At 73.0% G+C, this 23,847-nt stretch carries 18 protein-coding genes and 1 pseudogene; 5 read left to right on the forward strand and 14 right to left on the reverse strand.

Features of this window, described 5'->3' with window-relative positions; all coding sequences use genetic code 11:
* Nucleotides 1-3: 3 nt before the first annotated feature.
* The 6 genes from ABEB00_RS18295 to ABEB00_RS18320 form a co-directional block, all read right to left on the reverse strand.
* A complete protein-coding gene (locus tag ABEB00_RS18295) occupies nucleotides 4-453 on the reverse strand; it encodes a response regulator (RefSeq protein WP_345620851.1) in 450 nt (149 codons plus the stop codon).
* Nucleotides 450-1,994: a sensor histidine kinase gene (locus tag ABEB00_RS18300; RefSeq protein WP_345620917.1), complete on the reverse strand. Its 1,545-nt coding sequence runs from the start codon at nucleotides 1,992-1,994 to the stop codon at nucleotides 450-452. The genes ABEB00_RS18295 and ABEB00_RS18300 overlap by 4 nt, the downstream gene beginning before the upstream one ends.
* Nucleotides 1,995-2,108: 114 nt before the next feature.
* Nucleotides 2,109-3,335, reverse strand: a complete 1,227-nt coding sequence (locus ABEB00_RS18305) for a PP2C family protein-serine/threonine phosphatase (protein WP_345620852.1) — start codon at nucleotides 3,333-3,335, stop codon at nucleotides 2,109-2,111.
* 171 nt (nucleotides 3,336-3,506) lie between these two features.
* Complete coding sequence (locus ABEB00_RS18310) at nucleotides 3,507-4,298, reverse strand: hypothetical protein (RefSeq protein ID WP_345620853.1); 792 nt, start codon at nucleotides 4,296-4,298, stop codon at nucleotides 3,507-3,509.
* Nucleotides 4,299-4,353: 55 nt separating this feature from the next.
* Nucleotides 4,354-4,695, reverse strand: a complete 342-nt coding sequence (locus ABEB00_RS18315) for a hypothetical protein (protein WP_345620854.1) — start codon at nucleotides 4,693-4,695, stop codon at nucleotides 4,354-4,356.
* A 154-nt stretch (nucleotides 4,696-4,849) separates the two neighbouring features.
* Nucleotides 4,850-6,646 carry a hypothetical protein gene (locus ABEB00_RS18320; protein WP_345620855.1) on the reverse strand — a complete coding sequence of 599 codons (1,797 nt, stop codon included), beginning with the start codon at nucleotides 6,644-6,646 and terminating at the stop codon, nucleotides 4,850-4,852.
* Between the two features lie 262 nt (nucleotides 6,647-6,908).
* On the opposite strand from ABEB00_RS18320, the gene ABEB00_RS18325 reads away from it, so the two are divergent.
* Both ABEB00_RS18325 and ABEB00_RS18330 read left to right on the forward strand, forming a co-directional pair.
* Nucleotides 6,909-7,151, forward strand: coding sequence for a DUF6411 family protein (locus ABEB00_RS18325; protein ID WP_345620856.1), 243 nt, complete (start codon nucleotides 6,909-6,911; stop codon nucleotides 7,149-7,151).
* A 68-nt stretch (nucleotides 7,152-7,219) separates the two neighbouring features.
* A pseudogene (locus ABEB00_RS18330) lies at nucleotides 7,220-7,881 on the forward strand (NAD-dependent DNA ligase LigA); the annotation flags it as partial.
* Between the two features lie 213 nt (nucleotides 7,882-8,094).
* Here the strand turns inward: ABEB00_RS18330 and ABEB00_RS18335 are convergent.
* From ABEB00_RS18335 to ABEB00_RS18365, 7 genes are read right to left on the reverse strand one after another with little or no spacing between them, the layout of a single operon-like run.
* Nucleotides 8,095-9,297, reverse strand: a complete 1,203-nt coding sequence (locus ABEB00_RS18335; RefSeq protein ID WP_345620857.1) for an SGNH/GDSL hydrolase family protein — start codon at nucleotides 9,295-9,297, stop codon at nucleotides 8,095-8,097.
* Nucleotides 9,294-11,669, reverse strand: a complete 2,376-nt coding sequence (locus ABEB00_RS18340; RefSeq protein WP_345620858.1) for a glycosyl hydrolase family 95 catalytic domain-containing protein — start codon at nucleotides 11,667-11,669, stop codon at nucleotides 9,294-9,296. Before ABEB00_RS18340 ends, ABEB00_RS18335 begins: the two co-directional genes overlap by 4 nt.
* A 56-nt stretch (nucleotides 11,670-11,725) precedes the next feature.
* A complete protein-coding gene (locus ABEB00_RS18345; protein WP_345620859.1) occupies nucleotides 11,726-13,543 on the reverse strand; it encodes an alpha-galactosidase D in 1,818 nt (605 codons plus the stop codon).
* A 54-nt stretch (nucleotides 13,544-13,597) separates the two neighbouring features.
* Nucleotides 13,598-14,515: a carbohydrate ABC transporter permease gene (locus ABEB00_RS18350; RefSeq protein ID WP_345620860.1), complete on the reverse strand. Its 918-nt coding sequence runs from the start codon at nucleotides 14,513-14,515 to the stop codon at nucleotides 13,598-13,600.
* Nucleotides 14,512-15,426 (reverse strand): carbohydrate ABC transporter permease, encoded by a 915-nt coding sequence (locus ABEB00_RS18355; protein WP_345620861.1) that lies wholly within the window; start codon nucleotides 15,424-15,426, stop codon nucleotides 14,512-14,514. The genes ABEB00_RS18350 and ABEB00_RS18355 overlap by 4 nt, the downstream gene beginning before the upstream one ends.
* A 15-nt stretch (nucleotides 15,427-15,441) precedes the next feature.
* Nucleotides 15,442-16,755, reverse strand: a complete 1,314-nt coding sequence (locus tag ABEB00_RS18360) for an ABC transporter substrate-binding protein (protein WP_345620862.1) — start codon at nucleotides 16,753-16,755, stop codon at nucleotides 15,442-15,444.
* Nucleotides 16,752-17,945, reverse strand: coding sequence for an ROK family protein (locus tag ABEB00_RS18365; RefSeq protein WP_345620863.1), 1,194 nt, complete (start codon nucleotides 17,943-17,945; stop codon nucleotides 16,752-16,754). Before ABEB00_RS18365 ends, ABEB00_RS18360 begins: the two co-directional genes overlap by 4 nt.
* A 210-nt stretch (nucleotides 17,946-18,155) precedes the next feature.
* Between ABEB00_RS18365 and ABEB00_RS18370 the strand changes: the two genes are divergently transcribed.
* Nucleotides 18,156-20,294: an alpha-galactosidase gene (locus tag ABEB00_RS18370; RefSeq protein ID WP_345620864.1), complete on the forward strand. Its 2,139-nt coding sequence runs from the start codon at nucleotides 18,156-18,158 to the stop codon at nucleotides 20,292-20,294.
* Between the two features lie 76 nt (nucleotides 20,295-20,370).
* Complete coding sequence (locus ABEB00_RS18375) at nucleotides 20,371-21,408, forward strand: extracellular catalytic domain type 1 short-chain-length polyhydroxyalkanoate depolymerase (RefSeq protein ID WP_345620865.1); 1,038 nt, start codon at nucleotides 20,371-20,373, stop codon at nucleotides 21,406-21,408.
* 119 nt (nucleotides 21,409-21,527) lie between these two features.
* Here ABEB00_RS18375 and ppk2 read toward each other — a convergent pair whose 3' ends face one another.
* Nucleotides 21,528-22,517: a polyphosphate kinase 2 gene (gene ppk2 / locus ABEB00_RS18380; RefSeq protein WP_345620918.1), complete on the reverse strand. Its 990-nt coding sequence runs from the start codon at nucleotides 22,515-22,517 to the stop codon at nucleotides 21,528-21,530.
* 256 nt (nucleotides 22,518-22,773) lie between these two features.
* Here ppk2 and ABEB00_RS18385 point away from each other — a divergent pair, with 256 nt between their 5' ends.
* Entirely contained in the window at nucleotides 22,774-23,838 is a 1,065-nt protein-coding gene (locus tag ABEB00_RS18385) for a YncE family protein (protein ID WP_345620867.1), read from the forward strand.
* The last annotated feature ends 9 nt before the right edge of the window (nucleotides 23,839-23,847 follow it).

Here is a 23,847-nt window from a genome sequence, read left to right on the forward strand (position 1 = left end):
GCGTCAGGCGTTGCGCCGGGGCAGCCGCACCACCTGGACGAAGAAGTCGTCGATCTGCCGGACGGCGGCGATGAACTGGTCCAGGTCGACCGGCTTGGTGACGTAGGCGTTCGCGTGCAGCTTGTAGCTGCGCAGGATGTCCTCCTCCGCCGACGAGGTGGTGAGCACCACCACCGGGATGTCGCTGAGGTCCGCGTCGGACTTGATCTGCTCCAGCACCTGCCGCCCGTCGTACTTGGGCAGGTTGAGGTCGAGCAGGATCAGGTCGGGGCGCGGGGCGCCCTCGTGGGAGCCGCGCCGGTAGAGGAAGTCCAGGGCCTCCTCGCCGTCCCGTACCACGTGCAGGTTGTTGCCGATCTTGTTGTCCTCGAACGCCTCGCGCGTCATCAGCTCGTCGCCCGGGTCGTCCTCGACGAGGAGCACGTCGATCGGGGTGGCATCGGGGGTCGTCATGACAGGGCCTTTTCCTCGGTGCGGGAGTCGGTGGCGCCGGCGGTGTCGCCGCCTGCGGGCAGGGTGAAGCAGATACGGGTGCCGTCGGTGTGCGCGGTGTCTATCCAGATCCGGCCGCCGTGGTGTTCGACGATCTTCTTGCAGAGCGCGAGGCCGATACCGGTGCCGCCGTAGGCGTCCCGGCCGTGCAGCCGCTGGAAGATGACGAAGACCTTCTCCGCGAACTCCTCGGGGATGCCGATGCCGTTGTCGGCGACGCTCATCAGCCAGGCGCCGGGAGTGTCCGGGTCCTGCTCGCAGGTGATCCGGATGCGCGGGGGGCGCTCGGGGTGGCGGAACTTCACGGCGTTGCCGATCAGGTTCTGCCAGAGCATGCCGAGCAGGGTCGGGTCGCCGACGACCCGGGGCAGTTCCCCGGGGCGTTCGATCTCCGCGCCGGCCTCGGTGGCGGCGGTGTCCAGGTTGGTCAGGGCCTTGGTGAGGGCCTGGTCCAGGTCGACGTCGACGCGGGCGTCGTTGAGGCGGCCGACGCGGGAGAAGGTGAGCAGGTCGTTGATGAGGACCTGCATGCGCTTGGCGCCGTCGACGGCGAAGTCGATGTACTGCAGACCGCGGTCGTCGAGCTTGTCGCCGTAGCGCTTCTCCAGGAGCTGGCAGAAGGAGGCGACCTTGCGCAGGGGTTCCTGGAGGTCGTGCGAGGCGACGTAGGCGAACTGCTCCAGTTCGGCGTTGGAGCGGCGCAGTTCCACGGCCTGCGCGTCCAGGTCGGCGGCCTGCCGGGCGAGGACGTCCTGATGCCGGTGGGAGGCGCCCAGTTCGGCGACGATGCGCTGCCGCATGTCCTCGACGTCGTCCGCCACCGCCGTCAGGTCGGCCGGTCCCCCGCCGGTGATGACGTGGTCGAACTCACCGCGGGCCACCCGGCGCGAGGAGTCGCGCAGGGCCCGCAGCGGGCGGGCCACCAGCAGCCGGACCAGGAAGGCGAGGGCCACCCCGGTCAGCAGGAAGACGGCGACCATTCCGGTGAGGACGGCGGTGCGGACCGTGCGGACGTGGTCCAGTTTCTCCTTGCCGTCCGCGACGGCCCCGGCCAGGTCCTCGTTCTGGTCGCCCCAGACGCCGCGGATGTCGTCGAAGACCTTCTTGCCGCGCTCGGCGGTCGACCGGTCGACGGTCCTGGGCTCACCGGGGGTGACGCCGGCCACGAGGGGTTCGGCGTACGTACGCCGCCAGGCCGCCGCCTCCCGCTGGACCGCCTCCAGGTCGGCGAGGAGCCCGGGCTGGTCCCCGATGAGGTCGCGCAGCCGGGCCGCGGCCCGCTCCTCGCTCTTCCTGCCCTCGGTGTAGGGGGCGAGGAACTGCCGGTCGGCGGCGATGGCGTAGCCGCGCACACCGGTCTCCTGGTTGACCAGAGCCGCCTGGAGCCGGTACGCCTCCGTCTGGGCCGGCATCACCCGCCCGGTCAGCCGGTCGGTGACGTCCGCGGTCTCCCCGAGCAGCCGGGCACCGACCACGGTGCCGATCACCACCATGAGCGCCATCAGCGCCAGGACCACCTGGAACCAGCCCTGTACGGTCAGCCGGCGGCCGACCCACTGTCCGCCTGTGTTCTCGCCCACTGTGCTCTTCTCCGACACCGTTCTCGTTCGCCTGTCTCAGTTCCAGCGCAAGTGCAGTACGGCCACGTCGTCGTCGAGGCCGCCCTGGCTCTCGGCGAGTTCCTCGGCCTGTTCGATCAGCCCGTCGACGAAGCCCTCCGGAGGCAGCGCGGCCACCTCGCGCGCGAGGCGCAGCAGCCCTTCCTCGCCCAGACGCTCCCGGCCGCGGCCGATGTACCCCTCGAAGAGGCCGTCGGTGAACAGGACCAGCGCCGCGCCGGCGGGCAGGGCCAGGTCCCGTACCGGCCAGTCGGCTCCGCCGGGCACCACGCCCAGCGCCGGGCCGCCCTCGACCTCCACCCACTCCACGCCGCCGTCCTCGGTGCGCAGCAGCAGCCCCGGGTGGCCGGCCCGGGTCATCCGCACGTGCGGCGCCCCGGGCTCGGCGGTGAGGCTCGTCAGGGTGGCGAAGACGTGCGATCCGGCCCGCTCGGCCACCAGGATCTCCTCCAGCCGGCGCACCTGCTCGGCGCCGGTGACACCGCTGAGCACGAGCGTGCGCCAGGCGATGCGCAGCGCGACACCGAGCGCCGCCTCGTCGGGGCCGTGCCCGGAGACGTCCCCTATCAGGGCGTGCACGGTGCCGTCGGTGCCCTGCACGATGTCGTAGAAGTCGCCGCCGAGCAGCGCCTGGGCGCGGCCGGGCCGGTAGCGGGTCACGACGTCGACCGTGGCGTCGGTCAGCAGGGGCCGGGGCAGCAGGCCGCGTTCCAGCCGGGCGTTCTCCTGGGCCTGCATCAAGCTGGCCTGGAGGGCCACCGCCGCCTGTTCGGCCTGCTTGCGCTGGATCGCGTAGCGCACGGCCCGCCCGAACAGTTCCGGCTCGACGCGGCCCTTGACGAGGTAGTCCTGGGCGCCGGCCGCCACCGCCGCGAGGCCGGTCTCCTCTTCCGCGAGGCCGGTCAGGACGACGATGGCCACCTGGTCGGCGCGGGCCTTGATGCCCGAGACGGCCTCCAGCCCGTGGGTGTCCGGCAGGTTCAGGTCCAGCAGGACGCAGTCCGGTGTCTCCGCGGCGAGCACCTCGCGCGCCTCGGCCATCGACCGGACCCAGCGCAGGCGCATCTTCAGCGCGCTGTCGTCGACCATCTCCTCGACCAGCAGGGCGTCGCCGGGATCGTCCTCGACCAGCAGCACCGAGGGTTCCCACACCTGCCAGGCCGGGTCGCCCGTCTCAGCCGGTGAGGGCAGGCCGACAGCCCATGGCTGTGATGCCGTCACCATGCTCCCGCCTTCCCGCCCCTGTGTCGCGATGCCCGCCCGGCCGCCGGAGAGCGGCCACCGGAAGTTTACCCGGCTCCGTCGATCACCTGTTCGCCGGATACACACAGAATGCTCACACCGTGCGGGGTCCGGGATCCGGGCCGGTGCGGCGCGGGCGGGAGCGGCGGGCGGCTACGGAGTGGCGCCGTCCGGCGAGGGGCATTCGGCGCCGGGCGGGCAGAACCAGGCGCGGGCGGTGTCGAGGAGTTCGCGTTCGTCCTCGGTGCCGTCCGCGGTCGGACCGTAGGCGATCAGCGCGTACCGCTCGCCGTCGGTGGCCTCGAAGCGGCGGTCGACGACGTGGTACCCGGAGCCGGTGGCGGCTTCACCGGTCAGTTCGGCCGCCGTGTACTCGTGCTCGGCGGCCTCGCCGCCCGAGGGGTCCGCGACGTACTCGAGGTGGATCTCCTGGTACCCGTCGAGTTCGCGGCCGGCCCGGGCGGCGTCCGCGACCGACGCGTACGGGGAGTCCTCCATGAGCTGGAAGACCTGGAGCCGGTGGGTGCCGTCGGCGGAGCGGAAGTCGACGACGTCGATGCCGTACTGCGAGGACTGGCTCTCGCGCCGCCAGCCGGCGGGCAGGGCGGTGCGGAAGCCCTCCTGGTCGTCGTGGACCTCGAAGTCGGCGGGCAGGCCCGATGTCCCCTCGCCCGCGTCCGGTGCGGTCTCCTCGCCCGGCGCGCCGTCGCCCGCGGACGCCTGCGGGCCGGCGGGTGCCTGCCGGGCGGGCGGGCGGTAGGGCTCGGGCTCGTCCTTCCAGCCGAGTGCCCAGACGCCGAAGCAGACCCCGCCGACGGCGAGGGCGATCGCCGTGCGGGTCAGGACGGCGCGCTGGCGGCGCAGGTCGAGGTACTGCTCGGTGTCGAAGAGGCGCTCGCGGCGTGATCCGGCCCACTCCTGCCGTTCGGTCTCGAAACCTCTCATCGCGGCCGTCCTCCGTGCCGCGTCGCCGTGCTCGTCATCGCGGGGTCCCGTCCCTTCAGGTCATGAGCTGGGCGATGCCCTGGACGACGGCGGTGGCCGAGGCGACCGCGCCCACGGCGGCGCCCTGGCCGCCCAGCCAGCCGCGGACGCCGCCCAGCAGCCTGCTGAGGCGGCCGGCGGCGGCGGAGCCGGTCTGGGTGATCTCCGCCTCGGCCTCGGCGAGTTCGAGGTCGAGTGCGCTGTCCTCGGCGCTGCGGCCGGGCGGGTCCGGCAGCGCTCGGCGCAGGCTCCGGACGGCGTCGAGGAGTTCCGCGTGGCGCGGGTCGGGAGCGGCGCCGGTGACGTTGTACGACGTCGCCGAGGACCGGTCGCCGGTGGCGACGGACCCTCCGCTCATGGAGCCGATGCTGACGCTTCCCGAGGTACCCGTCACCGGGCTCACCTGGCCGGGAGCTGCCGGCCGGTTGTCGTCCGTCATGAGGTCTGCCCTTCTGTTCCTTGTTCCGTGATGTCCCGCTGTCCCGCTGTCCCGCTGTGCCGCGGCGTGGCGCCTACGCGCCGCCCTGAGGCGCGGCGGCGTTGCCCGGGGCCGTGCCCTGGTGGGTGTGGGTCGCCCGGCCGTTGCTGCCCGTGGCGACCGCGCCGCCGGACATGGCGCCGATGAAGACGCTGCCGCCGCTGAGCTGGTAGACGTGCTGCTCGAACTCCTCGGTGCGGTAGCCGTGCGCCTTGAGGGCTTCGCGGACGCCGCCCACGATGCGTTCCTGGACGGTCTTCACATAGCGGGTGGCGTCCATCCGCTGGAAGACCGTGAGCTGCCTGGTGGCGGCCAGTGCGCGCAGCGAGGCACGGGGCACGTCGGGTATCGGTTCGCGGTCGGACCAGCCGGTGAAGCGGGTGCCGCGCAGGGTGCCGAGGGCCGCGATCCCGGTGCCGACGCCGACCGCCGGCGCGTGCCGCAGGGCCCGCAGCGCGGCGCGCGGCCAGGTCTCGGGCAGCCGGTCCACGAAGGTGTCGACGGCGCGGAAGTCCTTGCGGACGGGCCCGAGGACGTACGGCTCCACCTCCAGGACCAGCATGCGGCCCTGGGTGTGCACGCGGACCAGGACGGTGACGACGATCTGCTCGTGCCAGGCGCCGACGCGCACGCGCAGGAAGACGCGGCGGCCCTCGCCGCCCTCGTCCACCGCCTCGCGGAGGTGCGCGGCGACCTGCGCGGGGTCGTGGACGGGCAGGCCGCCGCGGTGGCCGGTGGACCGGGTGACGGGGGCGGCGGCGCCGCCGATCTCCAGTTCCTCGTCGCGCGCGACCCCGCCGGGAAGGTAGACGATCCGGTCGATCTCCAGGTCGCGCAGGCGGTCCTTGCCGGTGCGCGCGGCGGACTCGCGCAACCCGGTGAGCTGGGGTTCGATCATGGCGAGCGCGGCGTGTGCGGTGAGCGGGCCGGTGTTCTGGTGCGGCAGGGCGCCGTCCGGCCGCGGCCGTTCCCGCAGTTCCATCGCGAACGACCAGGGGGTGCCGCGGTCCCCGAGTCCGACGAACGGGCTGTCGTCGTCGTACAGGGTGAGGAAGGCCTCCTGCTCGCGGCGGATGTCGTCGCGCAGGTCCTCGAAGAGCGGGCCGCCGGGCAGGTCGGGCTGGCGGGCGTCGGCGAAGGTCCACCGGGACAGCCAGCGGCACAGCGACCGGCGCTGCGCGCTCTGGTGCGCCCAGGCGACCAGGGTGAGGGCCAGCGGGAAGAGTGCCGGGTAGGGCGTCTGGGCCTCGCCGGCGAGCAGGCAGGAGAGGTACCAGTACCAGTAGAAGAGCGCGAAGCCGGTGGCCGCCCAGGTCAGCAGGGAACCGGCGCCGTCGGCGGCCTTGGCCACCGGGTCGGGCAGTCCCGCGGCCCGCGCGACGGCGCCCTTGCCGCCGGCCCGGTGGGCCAGCCAGAGTCCGAGCGCGACGAGGGCGTACAGCAGGGACCAGGGCAGCGGCATCCCGCCGGTGAGGCGGTCGTCGCCCTGGAGGAGGGCGGTGAGGACGTCCGCGGAGCCCACGTCGGCGTCCACGCCCCAGCGGTCGGAGAGGCTGTCCCAGCACATGAGCACGTCGGAGAGGAGGAAGCCGGCCCAGACGGCGAGCAGCAGCCGGGCGGTGCGGACCTCCTGGCCGACGGCGCGCAGGGCGTGCGAGAGGACCGGCAGGACGTCGACGCCGTTGGGCGGGGCGACGGGGCGTTCGCGGTGGTCGACGAGTTCCTCGATGACCCGCCGCCGGAATCCGGCGTCCAGGTAGACCCCGGCACACAGCAGGCGGGTGGCCTCGGTGCGGCTGTAGCGGTGTTCCGGAAGGCTGACGCCCGGCACGTGGTTCCCCTGGTCGTCGGTCGGAGTGGACGAGTGGGCAAGCTACTGCGCCCGCGGCCGTGCCCGTCGCCGGTTGGCACGACCGCCCCCGATGGAGTGAAAATCTGACAAAAGGCTGGACAGTGCGTACATGAGCGGGCATTGCGACGGCGCGGAAACCGGGGTCCTCTCCGTTGCCCGGGTCGGGCGGCGTGAGCGGGTGGGAACGGGGCAAGCGGTGCGGAGAGGCAAACAACACGCCGCCGATTCCTGGGAGTTCTTGATGGTCATCGCCGTAGTCATCGGGGCCTGTGTCGTCCTGGCCGTACTGGCCTTCTTCCTGCCGCGGTTGTCCCGGCATCCGCAGAACGGTGCCCAGCGCGGGCTCGGCGCCGGTTCCCGGGCCGGGTCCAAGGCGCCCGGACCGCTCGGAAAGCTGCTGAGCAAGCCGTTCAGCTCCAGCTCGCGCGCGGTCGGCCGCAGCGGTTCCGCCGGGCGTCGGGCGCGCGGTCGGCTGCCGTTCTGACCTGCTGAACGTCCGGTCCCCGGCCGGGGACCGGGGCATTGTCAGTGGTGGGCGGCAGGACGAACGGCATGACCACGCTCTCTGCCGTTCCCGCCGCTCCCGCTGCTTCCGCCGTCGCCGCGGACCGGTTGCCGGACGCCGCCGCCTACGCGGCGGCGGTCGAGCAGGCCACCACCGCGGCGGCCGCCCACTACGAGGGCGGCACCTCGCCGCTGGACGACGACGCCTACGACCGTCCGGCGCGGGCGATCGCCGCCTACGAGACCGGCCGTCCCGGCCAGGTGCTGGCGGGCTCCCCGACCGGGAAGGTCGCGGGCGGCGCGGTACCGGGCGAGGTGCCGCACACGGTGGCGATGCTCAGCCTGGACAACGTGTTCTCCGACAAGGAGTTCACCGCGTGGGCGGCGTCGCTCGCCCGCCGCACCGGCGGTGAGGTGTCCCGCTGGAGCGTTCGGCCCAAGCTCGACGGACTGGCGATCGCCGCCCGCTACGAGCGGGGCCGTCTCACCCGGCTGATCACCCGTGGGGACGGCCTGGCGGGAGAGGACGTCCCGCACGCGATCGGCACGATGACGGCCTGCCCGCGGCACTCACCGAGCCGGTGACGCTCGAGGTACGCGGCGAAGTGCTCATGACCACCGACCAGTTCGAGTACGCCAACCGGGCCCGGGCCGAGCACGGCGGCACCCCGTTCGCCAACCCGCGCAACGCCGTGGACGCGATCCGCGCGGCGCACGCGGAGGCGAGGCGGCAGGTGGAGGGGATCGGCGCGGAGAAGGCGCCGGTCGTGGTCACCGAACTCGCCCGGCTCGCCGGGCAGATCGACCGCCTGGCGGCGGCCGGGCTGGCCATGACCGAACCGAGGCCCTCGGCATCCGGCTGGCCGCGCCGCAGGAGTTCGCCGGGCTGGTCGCCGCCTTCCTGGACGTGGTGTGAGAGCCGCTCAGGTGCGGTGGGCGCAGTCCAGCGCGGTGAGGTCCACCGCGTCGGCCAGCGCCTGCATGCCCTTGTCGTTGAGGTGCACGTGGTCGCCGTTGTCGAGGAAGGGCAGGAGGCGTTCGGGGTCGTAGGGGCTGCGCAGGACGCGGTCGAAGTCGGTGACGGCGTCGAACGCGCCGCCGTCCCTGATGAAGGCGTTGACCTCCTGTCGTACGGTTTCGGCCGCCGGGTCCCACTCGGGCCAGCCCTTGAAGGGGCCGACGGTCGCGCCGACCACGCACTTGCCGGCCGCGTGCGCCCGGTCGGCGATCTCCCGGTAGCCGGCGATCAGGTCGGCGGCCGTGACCCCGGTGTGCGCCTTGATGTCGTTGACGCCCTCGAAGACGAACACGGTGCGCACCCCGGGGTGGGAGAGGACGTCGCGGTCGAGCCGGTTCAGGGCGCTCGGCCCGGCGCCGTCGGCCAGGACCTTGTTGCCGGAGATGCCCTCGTTGGCGACGCCCTGGACGGCGGTGCCCGCCTGCCGCAGCCGGCGGGCCAGGTAGTCCGGCCAGCGGCGGTCGAGGTCGGTGCTGGACTGCCAGCCGTCGGTGAGGGAGTCGCCGAGCGCCACCACGGCCCCGGCCCGCGCGTCGGTCCGCACCGAGACGGCGTCCAGGTAGAACCACGAACCCGTGGTGGACGTCCAGTTGCCGGCGCCCTCCTCGCCGGTGTGGTCGCCCTCGGCGGTGTACGAGGTCTGCATGGCCATGCCGTGTCCGGTGGCGGGGCCGGCCGCGTCGGGGCTGTGCAGGCTGACGACCAGGTCGGTGGCGGCGGGCAGCGCGCCGGGCAGCGGGTCGCTGAGGACGGTCCGTCCGGCGGGAACGGTGACGGTGCGGGCACCGCCGAAGGTCAGCGGCCGGTTGCTGCCGGGCTTGAGCGCGGCGCCGGAGGCCCGGAGGCCGGCCCGGACGCTGTCGAGGGTCAGCGGGCGGTCGCCGAAGACGTTGGACAGGCGGACGCGCGCGTCGGTGCCGCCGACGCTGGTGCGCACGACGAGCCGGTAGGCGCGGCCCGGCACGCCGTCGCCGACGCGGTCGGCGCCGGCCGCCCAGGTGACGACCTCGTGCCGGGCGGTGCCGGCGTGCGCGGGCGCGGCCTGGAGCGCGGCGGCCGTCAGGAGGACGGCGGCCGGGCCGGCGGCGCGGGTGAGCGCGGCTCTCATCGGGCGAATCCCTTCAGCGTGACGGACTCCCCCGGCTTCAGGGAGACGGCGCGGCTCACTCCGTCGAAGGCGACCGTCGTGCCGCGGCCCCCGGTGCTGTGCAGCCGGACCGAGGCCGGACGGCCGTCCGCCCAGCGCAGGTCGACGGTGAAGCCGCCGCGGGCCGCGACGCCGGTGACCGAGCCGCCGGCCGCCCACGCGTCGGGCAGGGCGGGCAGCAGTTCGAGGTGGCCGGGGCGGGAGTACAGGAGCATCTCGCTGACGGCGGCCGGGGTGCCGAAGTTGGCGTCGATCTGGAAGATGCCCCGCCCCTTCTCGACCTCGTAGATGTCGAAGAGGTTGAAGGCGGTGCCGTTGCCGCCGCCGCTGGAGGGGCGCAGGTTGTTGACGAAGAGGCGGTACGCCTTGTCGGCGTTCTTCAGGCGGGCCCAGCACAGGGCGCGCCAGGCGTTGGCCCAGCCGAAGCTGTCGGTGCCGCGGGCGGTGAGCAGGGCGGTGGCGCCCTCGACGAGGTCCCGGGGGGTGGAGCCGTCGGGGCGGATGCGGTCGCCGGGGAAGAGGCCGACGAGCGGCGAGAGGTGGCGGTGGGTGGTCTCGCCGAGGTTCTCCGGGGACATCCACTCCTGGAGCCAGCCGGTCTCCGGGCTGACCTCGGGCAGGTGGAGCCGCTCACGCAGGGCGGCGACCCGGGCCGCGTGGCGGGTGTCCTTCTCGAGGACGGCCGAGGCGTCGCGGTAGTTGCCGAACAGGGTCCACACCAGTTCCTGGGCGTAGGTGATGCCCTTGGCGTCGAGCGGTCCGTGTTCGGGTGACCAGTCGCTGTCGGCGATCAGGACCTCCCGGCCGGTGCCGGGCAGGGTGGTGGTCAGCAGCCGCGCCTCCCAGAACTCGCAGGCCCCCTTCAGCAGCGGGAAGATGCGTTCGAGGTGGCTGCGCGAGAGGGTGTACTCGTAGTGCTCGAATAGGGTGTTGCAGAGCCAGGCGTTGCCCGCCGGGTGCCACCACCAGCCGCCGCCGCCGTACGGGTTGGTGGAGATGGCGACGGTCCAGCCGGCGTTCTCACCGGAGGTGTTGCGGTAGCGGTTGCGGGGGTCGTCGAAGAGCCGGCGGGTGAGGTCGGTCCAGGAGGAGAGCTGGGCGACGCAGTAGTCGGTGAGTGCGTCGAAGCAGGGGGAGAGTCCGGTGCGGTCGGCCATCCAGTAGTTCATCTGGATGTTGATGTCGGTGTGGTAGTCGCCCATCCAGTCCGGGTCGTTGCCGTCCAGCCACAGACCCTGGAGCCCCATGGGGAGGCTGCCGCGTGATCCGGCGATCATCAGGTAGCGGCCGAAGTGGACGTAGGCCGCTTCGAGTTCGGGGTCCGGGTCGCCGCTGAGGTGGCGGTGGCCGACGCGTTCCCAGGTGTCCAGGGCGCGCTGCTCCTCGGTCGAGGTGCCGAGGTCCAGGGCGAAGCGGTCGTACAGGGCGCGGTGGTCGGCGACGTGGGTGCGGCGGAGCACGGCAGCGGAAGGGGCGGTGGCGCGGCGGACCTTGGTGCGGGCCAGGGCGGCCGGGTCGAGGGAAATGTCGCGGAAGTGGGCTCCGGCGTCGGGCGCGTAGTTCGTGCCGCCGCTGACCAGCACGGTGAGTTCGCGGCAGCCGGAGAAGTCGATCCGGTCCGGGTGTGCGCGCACCCGGCCGCCGCTGCCGTACGCGGTGACGGCGGCCCCGTAGCGCAGCCCGTTGGGGAAGGCGGCGCCGAAGGACACCGCCGGGTCCTCGCCGTGGGTGCCTTCGAGGGTGAGGGTGCCGGTGTGGGTGCCGCCGCCGCTCTGGGTGAAGTGGACGACGAGGACGTCGTCGGGGCGGCTGGCGAAGATCTCGCGGCGGTAGGTGACGCCGGAGCGGACGTAGGAGGCGGTGACCAGGCCCTGGGCGAGGTCGAGGGTGCGGCGGTAGCCGGAGACGGCGCCCAGGTCGTGGTCGGGGAGGTCGACGGTGAGCCGGGCCAGCAGGGTGAGGGAGCCGAAGTCGTCGCGGCCGTAGGGGAACTGGCCGTCGGCGTCGAGGGTGTCGTTGAGGCCGCCGGTCCACATCGTGGCGTCGGTGATGAGGAGCAGTTCGCGGCCGGGGTCGTTGCTCGCGAGGGCGCCGAGGCGGCCGTTGCCGACCGGCAGCCCCTGTTCGATCATCGAGTGCGCGTCGGCGGGTGCCTGCCACCACAGGACGTGCCGGGCGTCGTCGCGCGCGGCCGGCGTTTCGGCGGGGCGGGCGGGGGCGGCGGAGGCGGTGAACGCGGGCAGGGCGCCGAGGGCTCCGGTCAGCCCTGCGGCCGCGGCCAGTGAGAGGAGGGTTCTTCTGCTGGGCTCGGGTGCGGACGCGGGGGTGTGCATGGCGGCTCCTGGGCTCGGGAGGGGGCCCGGCGGGGTGGGCCGGGCCCCGGGGCGGTTCAGGACGACTGGGGTACGTCGATCCGGTCGATGTCCGGCGCGTAGCCGGTGCCGCTGTCGAAGGTGAGGGTGTTGGCGCCCGCCTTGAGGGTGACCGGCACGCTGACGGTGGCGGTGGTCCCCCAGTCGCCGGTGGCGGCGAACCTGTGCGTCTTCGCGCCGCCGCCGTTGGCCGAGACCGAGGCCGAACGGGGGTCACCGCTGAGGTAGGTCACCCGCACCTGGTAGGTGCCCGCCTCGCGGACGACGACGTCCCGGAGGGTGAGCTTGCCGCCGAGGTAGAGGTTGCCGACCTTCCTGCCGTCGGAGCAGGCGGCGCAGTCGCCGACGGAGGCGTTGCCGGCGAGGGTGTTCTTCGCGTCCTCGGCCTCGTGGGGGGTGAGGACGGGTGCCGCGGCGCCGCGCGGGGTGACGGTGAACAGGCGGGAGCCGTGGGCGGGGAGCGCCTGGGTGATCCTGTTCCGGTGGGTGCCGAGGTTCTCGTGGTTCCACAGGTCCCGGACGGCGGCTCGGCCGGTGAAGCCGACGGCCGACCAGTCGGCGGTCACGGCGGCGGGCGCGTCGGCGAGGTTGAACAGGGCGACGGTGTAGGTGCCGTCGGGGTTCTTCGCGGCCCACACCTGCTGGGGGTCGGACGGGGTGACGGGCCGTGCGGGCGGCGTGTCGCCCTGGTCGACTGCGAGGACCTCGCGGTTGGTCAGCAGGGAGAGGCCGTAGGAGTCGAGGCGGGTGAGGTCGTCGCCGGTGTACAGCGGTGACTTGGCGATCGCCCACAGGGTGGCGTAGCTCTGCCGCTCGGCCTTGGTGAGGCCGTCCATCTCGCCGTTGCCGACGTCGAGGGCGTCGAGGTCGTTCCAGCCGCCGGGGCCGGCGTGCCGGGTCCAGGCGGGGATGTCGTCCCACCGGTCGTCGACCGAGTTCTCCCAGCTCACGAGGGTGTTGCAGTAGCATTCGACGTCGGTGTCGACGCGCCAGCCCTGGGAGTGCTTCTTCCAGTCGGCCGCGTGTGCGATGTCGAGGGACCAGGAGAGTTCCAGGTGGACGGGGCGTCCCGCGGTGGCGATGGCCCGCTGCCAGGCGGCCACGTCCGCGACGTTGTCGTAGTTGTCGCCGCTCTTGAAGGAGCCGGGGCCGACGCCGTCGAGTTTGAGGAAGTCGTAGCCCCAGTCGGCGAAGAGCTGGGCCTGGGAGTCGATGTACTTCTGCGCGCAGGGGTCGGAGAAGTCGATTTTGTAGGCGCTGTCCCAGCCGTTGGTGGTGCGCAGGTCGTCGTAGACGAGGTCGGCGGTGGTGCAGCCCTCGGCGTTCCAGATCGGCGACTCGCCGTCGTGGTAGGCCTCCTTCTCCAGGCCGACGGGGAGGTAGATGCCCGCCTTGAGGCCCTTGGCGTGGATGGCGTCGGCGACGGCCTTCATGCCCCGGGGGAAGCGCTCCGGGTCGGCCTTCTGGCGGGCGTAGCGGTCGAAGTTCGGCTTCCATGCCTGGTCGCGCCACCAGCCGGCGTCGATGTTGACGTACTCGTAGCCGTACTTCTTCAGCTTGGCGGCGAGCGCGTCGGTCTGCTTCAGGACGTTGGCCTCGGTGAGGTAGCTGTAGTCGCCGTCCGGGTTGAGGCCGGGGTACTTGGAGGACTGCATGCTCCAGCTCGACCAGCCCAGGTAGGGCTTGGCGGCCGGGGCGGCGGTGGCGGTGGCCGGTTCGGCGGGGGTGTCCGCGTGCGCGGCGGGGGCGGCGGTGGCGAGGCCCGCGGTGAGGAGCAGGCCGGCGACGGCTCTCGCGGTGCGTGCGGGCAGGGCGGAGTACGAGGGTGACCTCATGGGTCGTGCCTCCTGGAGGGGGGTGGGGTGCGGCGTGGGCGGGTCCGGGTCGGCTCAGCCCTTGCCGGAGCCGAGGGTGAGTCCGCTGACGAACTGGCGCTGGAGCGCGAAGTAGACGAGCAGGGTGGGGATCGCGGTCATCAGGGCGCCGGCCGCGATGAGGTTGGGGTCGGTGAAGTACTGGCCCTGGAGATTGGCGAGCGCGGAGGTGACGGGGCGCTTGTCGCCGGTCTCGATGAGGGTGAGGGGCCAGAAGAAGTCGTTGTAGATCCAGATCGATTCGAGCGTGGCGAGGGCGGCGAAGGCGGGGCGGCACAGCGGCAGGACGATCTGGAAGAACTGCCGCCACACGGGGGCGCCGTCGACCAGGGCGGCCTCGGTGATCTCCTTGGGGATCGTCTTCATGTAGTTGCTGAGGACGAAGGCGCAGAAGCCGCACTGGTAGGCGATGTGGATGGCGATGATGCCCCAGGCGGAGTTGTACAGCAGCAGCGAGTCGCTCAGCCGGGGCGGCAGCGGGACGAGCAGGTAGAGCCGGTACAGGGGGGTGATGATGACCTGGGCCGGGAGCAGGTTGGCCGCGGTGAACAGCATCAGCAGGGCGAGGTTGAGGCGGGAGTCGAAGCGGGTGACGTAGAAGGCGACCGCGGCGGAGAGGAGCAGGGTGCCGAGGACGGCCGGTACGGTGATGAGGACGGAGTTCCAGAAGAAGTGCGGCATCCCGGACCGGGTCCAGGCGTCGGTGTAGTTGCCGAGGCTCAGCCCGCGCGGCCAGGAGAGGTAGCCGTGGCGGGCGGTGTCCTCGTACGGCCTGAGCGAGGTGTACACCGCCCAGAGCAGCGGGACGAGCCAGAGTACGGAGACCGTGGCGAGCAGCAGGTGGCGGCCGGTGTCGCGGCGGGGGGCGGGGGCCGGGGCGGGCCGGGCGGCGGGCCGGTGGCGGTCGGCGGGGCGGGGTGCCGTCGTCGTCATGTGTCCTGCCTGCGGAAGGTCTGTGCCAGGAAGGCGCCGATCGCGGCGAGGGAGACCAGCAGGAGGAGGACCGCGAGGGCGGAGCCGTATCCGATGTGGCCGGACTCGCCGATGATGTTGTCGGTGATGAGCAGGGAGAGCAGTTCCATGCCGGGTTTGCTGCCGGTGCCGCCGCCGAGGACGTAGACGATGTCGAAGGCGCGCAGCGACTCCATCACGGTGACCACGACGATGATGACGTTGACCGGTTTCAGCGCCGGGAGGACGACCCGGAAGAAGGTCTGGCGGCCGTTGGCCCCGTCGAGGGCGGCGGCCTCCTTCAGCGCGGGGTCGAAGCTCTTCAGACCGGCCAGGTAGAGGATCATGATGTAGCCGGTGTGCCGCCAGGCGGAGGCGACGAGCACCGCCCACAGGTTGAGGTCGGGGTCGCCGAGCCAGTCGGGGTGTGCGCCGGTGCCGGCCGCGGCCAGCACGCTGTCGAGCAGTCCGGTGTCGGGATCGTAGATGATCTCCCAGATGAAGCCGACGACGGCCAGCGAGAGCACCATGGGCAGGAAGATCGCGGTCTGGTAGAAGCGGGTGAAGCGGATCTTCTTGTCGAGCTGGTAGGCGAGGAAGACCCCGAAGGGCGTGGGCAGCAGGGCCGTGAAGAGCAGCCAGAGGACGTTGTGGGCGACCGCCGGCCAGAAGGGCGGGTAGTTGGTGAGGATCTGGGTGTAGTTCTCGACGCCCGTCCAGTCGATGCCGGCCAGGTCGATGCCGTCCCAGGTGGTGAAGGACAGGGCGACCGAGGCGAGCGCGGGCAGCAGGACGAAGAGCAGCAGCGCGAGCAGGGGCAGGCCGATGAGGGCCGTCAGGAAGAGGCGGTCGCCGAGGGTGCGGCGGGCGGGCGAACGGGTCGCGGCGGGCATCGGGGCGGGCCCGCTTCAGGCCGTGAAGAAGCGCGAGCGCTGGGACTCGATCTTCTTCAGCGTGCCGGTGCCGTCGTCGGGGTGGCCGAGCCACTCGGTCAGTCCGGGCAGGACCACGGTGGAGATGAAGCCGGGGTCGCTGTCGCGGTCCGCGAACTGGCTGATGTGCTTGGCGCCGGCGATGAGTTCGGCCGACTTCCGCTGCAGCGCGTTGTACGGGGCGGTGTCCGCCCGCTCGTGGACGGCGAGGTTGCTCGGGTCGACACCCATGTACGTCTCCTCCGCGCCCGCGCCGCCGAGGTACTCCAGGAACTTCCTCGCGCCGGCCTCGTTCCTGGGCCGGCGGCTGAGCATGAAGCCGTCGGTGGGTGCCTCCACGGCGTCCTGCCCGTGGGCGGCGTCGACCTCGGGGAAGGGGAAGAAGTCGAGGTCGGCGCGGATCTCGTCGTCGGTGATCTGCTGGCCGAGGAAGAGGCCGATGACCGCCATGCCGGACTTCTTGTCCAGCAGCGACTGCGCGGCGTCCTGCCAGGACCGGCCGCCGCCGCTCTTCTGGTAGTAGGGGGTCAGCTCGCGCCACAGGTCGAGGACGCGGACGGCGCGCCGGTCGGTCCAGGAGGTCTCGCCGCGCAGCAGCGACAGGTGGAAGTCGTAGCCGTTGGCCCGCAGGTCGAGGTAGTCGAAGGCGCCGAGAACGGACCAGGCGTCGCCGCCGCCGTATCCGGAGGCGACCGGGGACAGGCCGTCCCTGCTCATCCGCTTGGCGAGGGCGAGGAACTCGTCCCAGGTGGCGGGTGTCTCGTAGCCGCGCTCGGCGAACAGGCTCTTGCGGTAGAAGACCGCCCACGGGTAGTTGTACAGCGGCACGAAGTAGTACTTGCCGTCCGCGCCGCGCGAAAGCTGCCTGGCGGCGTCGCTGAAGCCGTCGCCGATGGTGTCCCAGACCTCGTCGAGGGGGCTGCACAGCCGTTTCCTCGCGAAGTACTCCATGCGGTAGCCGGCGAACCAGGTGAAGACGTCGTCCGGGGTGCCCTGGAGGTAGCTGGTGATGCTCTTCTGGAAGGTGTCGTGGTCGACGGTGTTCGTCTTCACCTTCAGCCCGGAGTCCGCGGTGAACGCCTTGGTGAGGGCGGCGTAGGCGGACTTGGGGGTGGCGTCGGCGCCGTTGGAGCCGAAGGTGACCGTCCTGGGGTCGGTGCCCGCTCCCCCGCCGCAGGCGGTGAGCAGGGGCGTGGCGAGGACCGCGGCCCCGAGGCCGAGCAGTCCGCCGGCGACCGAGCGCCGTCCGGGGCCGGGAGCGGCCGGCGTGGTGCGGCTCGCTTGCGTCATGGGGTGCTCCTCGCGCGTACTGGTTCGGATCCGATGAAGGACTGGATGGCGGTGGCCGCGGCGCCGCGCGCCCACTCGTCGAAGGGCAGCGGACGGGTGCGCAGGTCGCATTCGGCGGCGGAGCCGAAGGCGGCGGCGTGGAAGGCGGCGCGGATCTGCTCGGCGAACAGGTCGTAGGCGGCCAGCCCCTCGCCGGAGATGATCACGCGTTCGGGGCCGAGCAGATTGGCTACGGTGGCGATGCCCCGGCCGATCGCGTCACCGGCCCGCGCGTACGCCTCGCGGGCGGCGGCGACGCCCCGGTGGGCCAGTTCGAGGACCTCGGCGGCGTCGGCGACCTCGGTGCCGGTGGCGGCGCGCACCTCGCGGACCAGGGCGGCGTCGCCCGCGATCGCCTCCACGCAGCCCCGGTTGCCGCAGTGGCACAGGGGGCCGGCCGGGTCGACGGTGACGTGTCCGATCTCCCCCGCGACACCGTGCGCCCCGGCGACCACCCGGCCGTGCACGACCAGACCGCAGCCGATGCCGGCGCCCACCGTCACCACGGCGAAGTCGGAGAGGCCGACCCCCGCGCCGAACCACTGCTCGGCGACGGTCAGCGCCCGGACGTCGTTGTCGACGGTGACCGGCAGCCCCGTGGCCATGGCGGCCAGTTCGGCGAGCGGAACGTCGCGCCACTCCAGGAACGGCGAGTAGCGCACCGCCCCCTCGGCGCGGTCCACGTCACCGGAGACGGCGACACCGAGGCCCATGACCGTCACGTCCATGCCGTCGGCCTCGGTGAGCAGTTCGCCCACCAGGCCGGTGGTGGCCGCGAGCACCTGCTGCGGGGTACGGCCGGGCAGCGGCAGGTGCCGGACGACGAGGATGCGGCAGCGCAGGTCGGTGAGGACGCCGATGATCTCGTCGCCGGTGACCTTGATGCCGATGAACAGCGCCCGTCCGCCGTCGACCCGGACCAGGGTGGCGGGCCGGCCGAGGGCGGGCGGGGCGTCCTCGGCCACGTCCTCCACCAGGTAGCCGGCCTCGATGAGCGGCCGTACCGCCTTGGTGACGGCGGCCGGGGACAGGCCGGTGCGCCGGGATAGCTCCAGACGGGTGAGGGGGCCCTGGGACAGGACGGTGGTGAAGATCTGCGAGACGGCCGGGGTGTGGGCCGGGAACGTCTCGGCACGGGAGGGCGGGGACATGGCCGGGAACCTAGGTGCGTTATTTTCCGCTGTCAATGAAAGAAACAAGAATCGCAAGGGAGTTGACTATGAGGACTACTCGACTCCCACAATGACGTGCGCAGGCGCCGTGCGGTCATGTGATCGAAGGCCGGACTCCGGCCACTGGGACCACTGCCGCCTGCGGCTCTTCCTTCCGCCGTCTCGTCGTCCCGCGAAACGTGAGGCCCGATGCCGATGATCTCCCATGCCCCCGACACCGGGCTCTGGCTCCTGTCGACCCCCCGCACCTCGTACGCGCTGCGCGTGGACGAGACCGGCGCGCCCTGGCACGTCGGGTGGGGGCCCCGGCTGACCCTGGAGGAGGCCGCCGGCCTGGTGGTCCCGGTGGCGGCGGCGGGGAACAGCTTCGAGGGCCGGCCCCCGGTCGGCGAGGAGCTGCCGGTCGACGGCGGCACCCGGTTCGGACCGCCCTCCCTCCAGGTGCGCTATGCGGACGGTTCGCGCGGCTTCGAGTGGCAGCCGGCCGGCCACCGGGTGCTGCGGGACTCCCCCGGGAGCGCCGAGTTGGTCCTCGACTTCCGGGACCGGCTCTACCCGCTGCACGTCGCCCTGCACTACCGGGTGCGCGAGGACACCGACGTCATCGAGCGCCGTACCGTGCTGCGCAACGCGGGCGGTCAGCACCTGCGCCTGCTCCGGGCCGACTCCGCCGCCTGGTCGCTGCCCGCGCTGCCCGGCTACCGGATCAGCCACCTGACCGGGCAGTGGGCCGCGGAGAGCCGGCTGCGCCGCGAACCGCTCCCGCACGGCGAGACCGTGCTGACCAGCCGGCGCGGCATCACCGGCCACCACGCCGCGCCCTGGGTCATGCTCGACGCGGGCGACGCGGACGAGGACCGCGGCCGGGTGTGGAGCGCCGCGCTGGCCTGGAGCGGCAGTTGGCGCCTGACCGCGCAGCGCACCTCCGACGGACGGGCGGGGGTGACCGGCGGCGTCGGCCACGAGGGCACCTGGGTGCCGCTGGCCCCGGGCGCGGAGTTCGCCACCCCCCTCTTCGCGGGGCTGTTCTCGCAAGGCGGGTTCGGCGCGGCCAGCCGGGCCTGGCACGCGTACACCCGCGACCATGTCCTGCCGCACGCCGGGGAGACCGCGCCGGTGCTCTACAACTCCTGGGAGGCCACCGGCTTCGACGTCGACGAGGCGGGTCAGAAGGCGCTCGCCGAGCGGGCCGCCGCGCTCGGCGTGGAACTGTACGTCGTCGACGACGGCTGGTTCGGGTCCCGGCGCAGCGACCGTGCCGGACTCGGCGACTGGACACCCTCGCGCGACCGCTTCCCCCGCGGCCTCGGCCCGCTCGCCGAGACCGTGCACGGGCTGGGCATGCGCTTCGGGCTCTGGGTGGAGCCGGAGATGGTCAATCCGGACAGCGACCTGTACCGCGCGCACCCCGACTGGGTGCTGCACACCCCCGGCCGCGCCCGCAGCGAGCTGCGCAACCAGCTCGTCCTCAACTTCGCCCGCGACGACGTCGCCGACTGGGCCCACGACTGGCTGACCCGGCTCGTCGCCGACCACGGGGTCGACTTCCTCAAGTGGGACATGAACCGCGCCTTCAGCGAGGCGGGCTGGCCGGACGTCCCCGACGGCGACGACCGCCTGTGGACGGGTTACGTGGCGAACCTCTACGGCGTCCTGGACAGGCTGCGCGCCGCGCATCCCGCGCTGCGGATCGAGACGTGCAGCGGCGGCGGCGGCCGCGTCGACCTGGGCATCCTCGCCCGTACCGACCAGGCGTGGACGTCGGACAACACCGACGCCGCCGACCGGCTGGTCATCCAGCACGGGTTCAGCCAGCTCCATCCGGCGCGGGTGATGTCCGCGTGGGTGACCGACGTGCCCAACCAGCTCACCGGCCGCACGGTGCCGCTGCGTTACCGGTTCCACGTCGCGATGGCCGGTCTGCTCGGGATCGGCGGCGATCTGGCCCGGTGGTCCGAGGCGGAGCTGGCCGAGGGCGCCGCGCTGGTCGCCGCGTACAAGGAGGTGCGCCACCTCGTCCAGCACGGCGCCCAGTACCGGCTGTCCGGCCCGGACGACGCGGGGGCCCGCGTCGTCCAGTACGCCGCCGAGGACGGTTCCGAGGCGCTGGTCCTGGCGTGGCGGCGCGGTCCGCGGGGCGACGGGCCGCCGCTGCCGGTCCGGTTGCGCGGCCTGACCCCGGGCGCCCGCTACCGCGACACCCGCACCGGCCAGGTCCACTCGGCGGCGGTGCTCACCGCGTACGGCCTGGCCGCGGAGCCGGCGGGCGGCGACTGGAGCAGCGACGCGACGCACCTGGTGCGCACGGGCGGGGGCGGCGTGGAATGACCGGCCCGGGCCCCGGTACGTCCCGCCGGTCATCTTGCCGGTCCCCCGGCGGGGCGGGCCGCCCATTGTGCGAGGCATGGTCTTCCTCAGCGTGGCGGGCGCGGAATCCCGCTCCAGAGCACTCCGGATCACCACCGTCCTGGCGGCGGTCGTCGCCGTGCTGGCCGCGGCACTCGTCGCGGCCGTCCCGGCGCGGGCGCAGACCGGCTTCCACGAGGTCCAGGACTTCGGCGGCAACCCGGGCAACCTGAAGATGTTCGCCTACGTGCCGCAAGGGGCGGCCTCCGGCGCCCCGGTCGTGGTCCTCTTCCACGGCTGTGGCGGCTCCGCGCAGAACCTGGACGTCGACACCGGCTGGCGCAAGTACGCCGACGCCTACGGCTTCACGATCGTCTTCCCGGAGCAGAAGGAGGAGAACGTCGGCTCCGGCGGCCTCGTACCGCACAAGTGCTTCAGCGCGTGGAACCCGGCCGACCGCACCCGGGCCGGCCAGGGCGAGGCCCGCTCCGTGGTGCAGATGGTCGACCACATGAAGGAGCGGTACGGTGCCGACGCCGACCGGGTCTACGCGGCCGGCTACTCCGGCGGGGGCGCGGCGACCAACGTGATGCTCGCGGCCTACCCGGACGTGTTCAAGGCGGGCGCGGTCTTCTTCGGCATGGCGTACGGCTGCGCCGACACCGAGGACGACTACTTCGACACCGGCCTGCTCGCGCCCTGCCCGGGCCGGATCAACTCGCTCACCCCGCGGCAGTGGGGCGACAAGCTGCGCGGCGCGAACCCGGGCTGGACGGGTGCGCGGCCGCGGGTGCAGATCTGGCACGGCGGCTCCGACCTGCTGATCAACAAGAACTCGCTGGAGAAGCAGCGCGACGGCTGGACGGACGTCCTCGGGCTCCCGCAGACCCCGGCCGCCACCTCGCGTCCGGCCCTCGGCGTCACCAAGCAGGTGTACGGAAGCGGGCAGGTCGAGACCTACCTGATCAACTCCATGGGTCACGAGGCACCCGTGGACCCGGGCACCGGCATCGACAAGTGCGGCACGGCCGGCCAGGGGCACGACTCGCTCTGCGGGCCGTATTACGCGGCCCGGTTCTTCGGCCTCGGCGGCTGAGGAGCGCGCGGAGGCCCAGGCCGGCCGGGCCGGTCCGTGATCCGTGAACCGGCCTGGGCCTCCGGCCGGCCCGCTCCGCGTCACCCCGAGGCGGTGCCCGCCGGCCGTGCCGCCGGCGGTCAGCCGTCGTCCTCCGGGTGCAGGCCCGGGCCCCGGCCGCCGGCGGCGAGGGGGGTCGGGGAGAGCGCCGTCTGTTCCTCGCCGGGCTCCAGCAGGGTGTCGGCGGCGCCCACGATCAGCGGATCGGGCTTCCCGACGACCGCGTCGTCCTTCGTCGGGTAGTCGCAGCGGTCCAGCAGGCTGCGCATGGCCTCCAGCCGGCCCCGCCGCTTGTCGTTGTTCTTCACCACCGTCCAGGGCGCGTGCACGGTGTCGGTGGCCCGGAACATGTCGACCTTCGCGGCGGTGTAGTCGTCCCACAGGTCGAGGGAGGCGAGGTCGGTCGGTGAGAGCTTCCAGCGGCGCACGGGGTCGACCTGGCGGATCGCGAACCGGGTCCGCTGTTCCGCGCGGGAGACGGAGAACCAGAACTTCACCAGCAGGATGCCGTCGTCGGTGAGGAGTCGCTCGAACATCGGTGTCTGCTCCAGGAAGTGCCGGTACTCGGCGTCCGTGCAGAAGTTCATCACGCGCTCGACACCCGCGCGGTTGTACCAGGAGCGGTCGAAGAAGACTATCTCCCCGCGGCCGGGGAGGTGGGAGACGTAGCGCTGGAAGTACCACTGCCCGGACTCGCGTTCGCTGGGCTTCTCCAGCGCCACCACCCGCGCGCCGCGGGGGTTGAGGCGCTCGATGAACCGCTGTATGGTCCCGCCCTTGCCGGCCGCGTCCCGGCCCTCGCAGACGACGACCACCCGCTGCCCGGTCTCCTTCACCCAGCGCTGCATCTTCAGCAGTTCGATCTGCAGGATGCGCTTCTGCTTCTCGTACTCGCCGCGGCGCAGTTTGCGGTCGTAGGGGTGGTTCTCCCGCCAGGTGTCGACCGGACTGCCGTCGGCGTTGAGCAGGATCGGCCGCTCGGGGCGCTGCTCGTCCACGCGCAGCCCGTCGAGCAGTTGCGGTTGCGCCCCGCCCCCGGTCCCCTCGTCGGTCCCCCGGCCCCCGGCCACGGTCTTGTCCTCGTGCTCGTCCTCGGACCTCACAGCCGCTCTCCTCTTCTCGCCCACGCACCCGGTTCCCGGCGGAGCGCGGTTCAACCTCGGGCCGTGCGGGGCGACGCGGCGCAAGGTGTGGTGGCGGTTGCCCCGCCCATGGGCATTACATTAGCTTAGCCTTACCTAAATTTTGCTACCTGAATTTTGCTTGGGTGCCGGCTTCGGCCCGCCCTGGTCCCTACGCCCGACGCCCTTCAGGGAGACGCGCCCCATGCCTTCGCACCACCCTCGTGTCCACCGTGCCGTCGCCTGTGCCGCGGCCCTCGCGGCGGTCGGCGCCCTCAGCCTCACGCGGGCCGCGACCGCCGAGGCCGGCCCCGGGCGCGGCTCCACCGTCACCTCCGCGCTGCTCGTCCAGGGGCTGTACCAGTCCGCCTACTCGGAGCGCAACGACGCGCTGTGGGCGACCGCTTCGGTCGGCCGGCCCCCGGCGCCGGTCACCGGTTCGCGGCTGGTCCGGCTGGACCCGCGGACGCTGGCGGTGGAGGCCGCGTACGAGGCCCCCGTCGACCCGGGCGACGGCAGCGTCGAGGCGGTGTACGGCATCGACGTCGACGACGAGCACAACACCGTGTGGGTCACCAACACCCTTGACGACAGTGTCGCCGTGTACAGCCAGCGCACCGGAAGGCACCTCGCCACCGTGCCCGGGGTGGCGCACGCCCGCGAGGTGGTGGTGGACGAGAGGCGGGACCTGGTGTGGGCGACGGCCTTCGGCTCCGGGTCCGTCGTCGCCTTCGACAGCCGCACCCACCGTGAGGTCAGACGCGTCACCGTCGAGGGCGCCGGGCCGACGGGCCTGGCGCTGGACGAGCGGACCGGGACCGTGTACGCGGCCGACTTCACCCACGACCGCGTCCTCCAGGTCCGCCCCGGCTCCGACCGGCCCCGGCTGCTGCCCACCGGCGACGGGCCGCTCTCGGTCTCGCTCTCCCCCGACGGCCGCACCGCCTACACCGCCGACCAGGGCGCGGGCACCGTGTCGGTGGTGGACTTGCGCAAGGGTGTCGTCAGGCGGTCCGTACCGACCGGCGAGGGCACCAAGTCCCTGGCGACCGAGGAGCGGTCGGGCCGGGTCCTGGCCGTCAACCGGCTGGCCGGCACCGTGTCCGTCGTGGACCCGCGGGCGGGGACCGTCGTGGAGACCATCGGCACCGCGGCGCTCCCCAACCATGTGCACATGACCGGCGGCGCCGTCGCCTACGTACTGGACAAGTCGGCCTCCGGCCCGGCCGGGGAGGACCGCGTCACCCGCATCCGCCTGGCCGCCGGCTGACCCCGGCGG

Origin of the sequence: Streptomyces ziwulingensis (genome assembly GCF_039542605.1) — a bacterium.
Taxonomy (GTDB): Bacteria; Actinomycetota; Actinomycetes; order Streptomycetales; family Streptomycetaceae; genus Streptomyces; species Streptomyces ziwulingensis.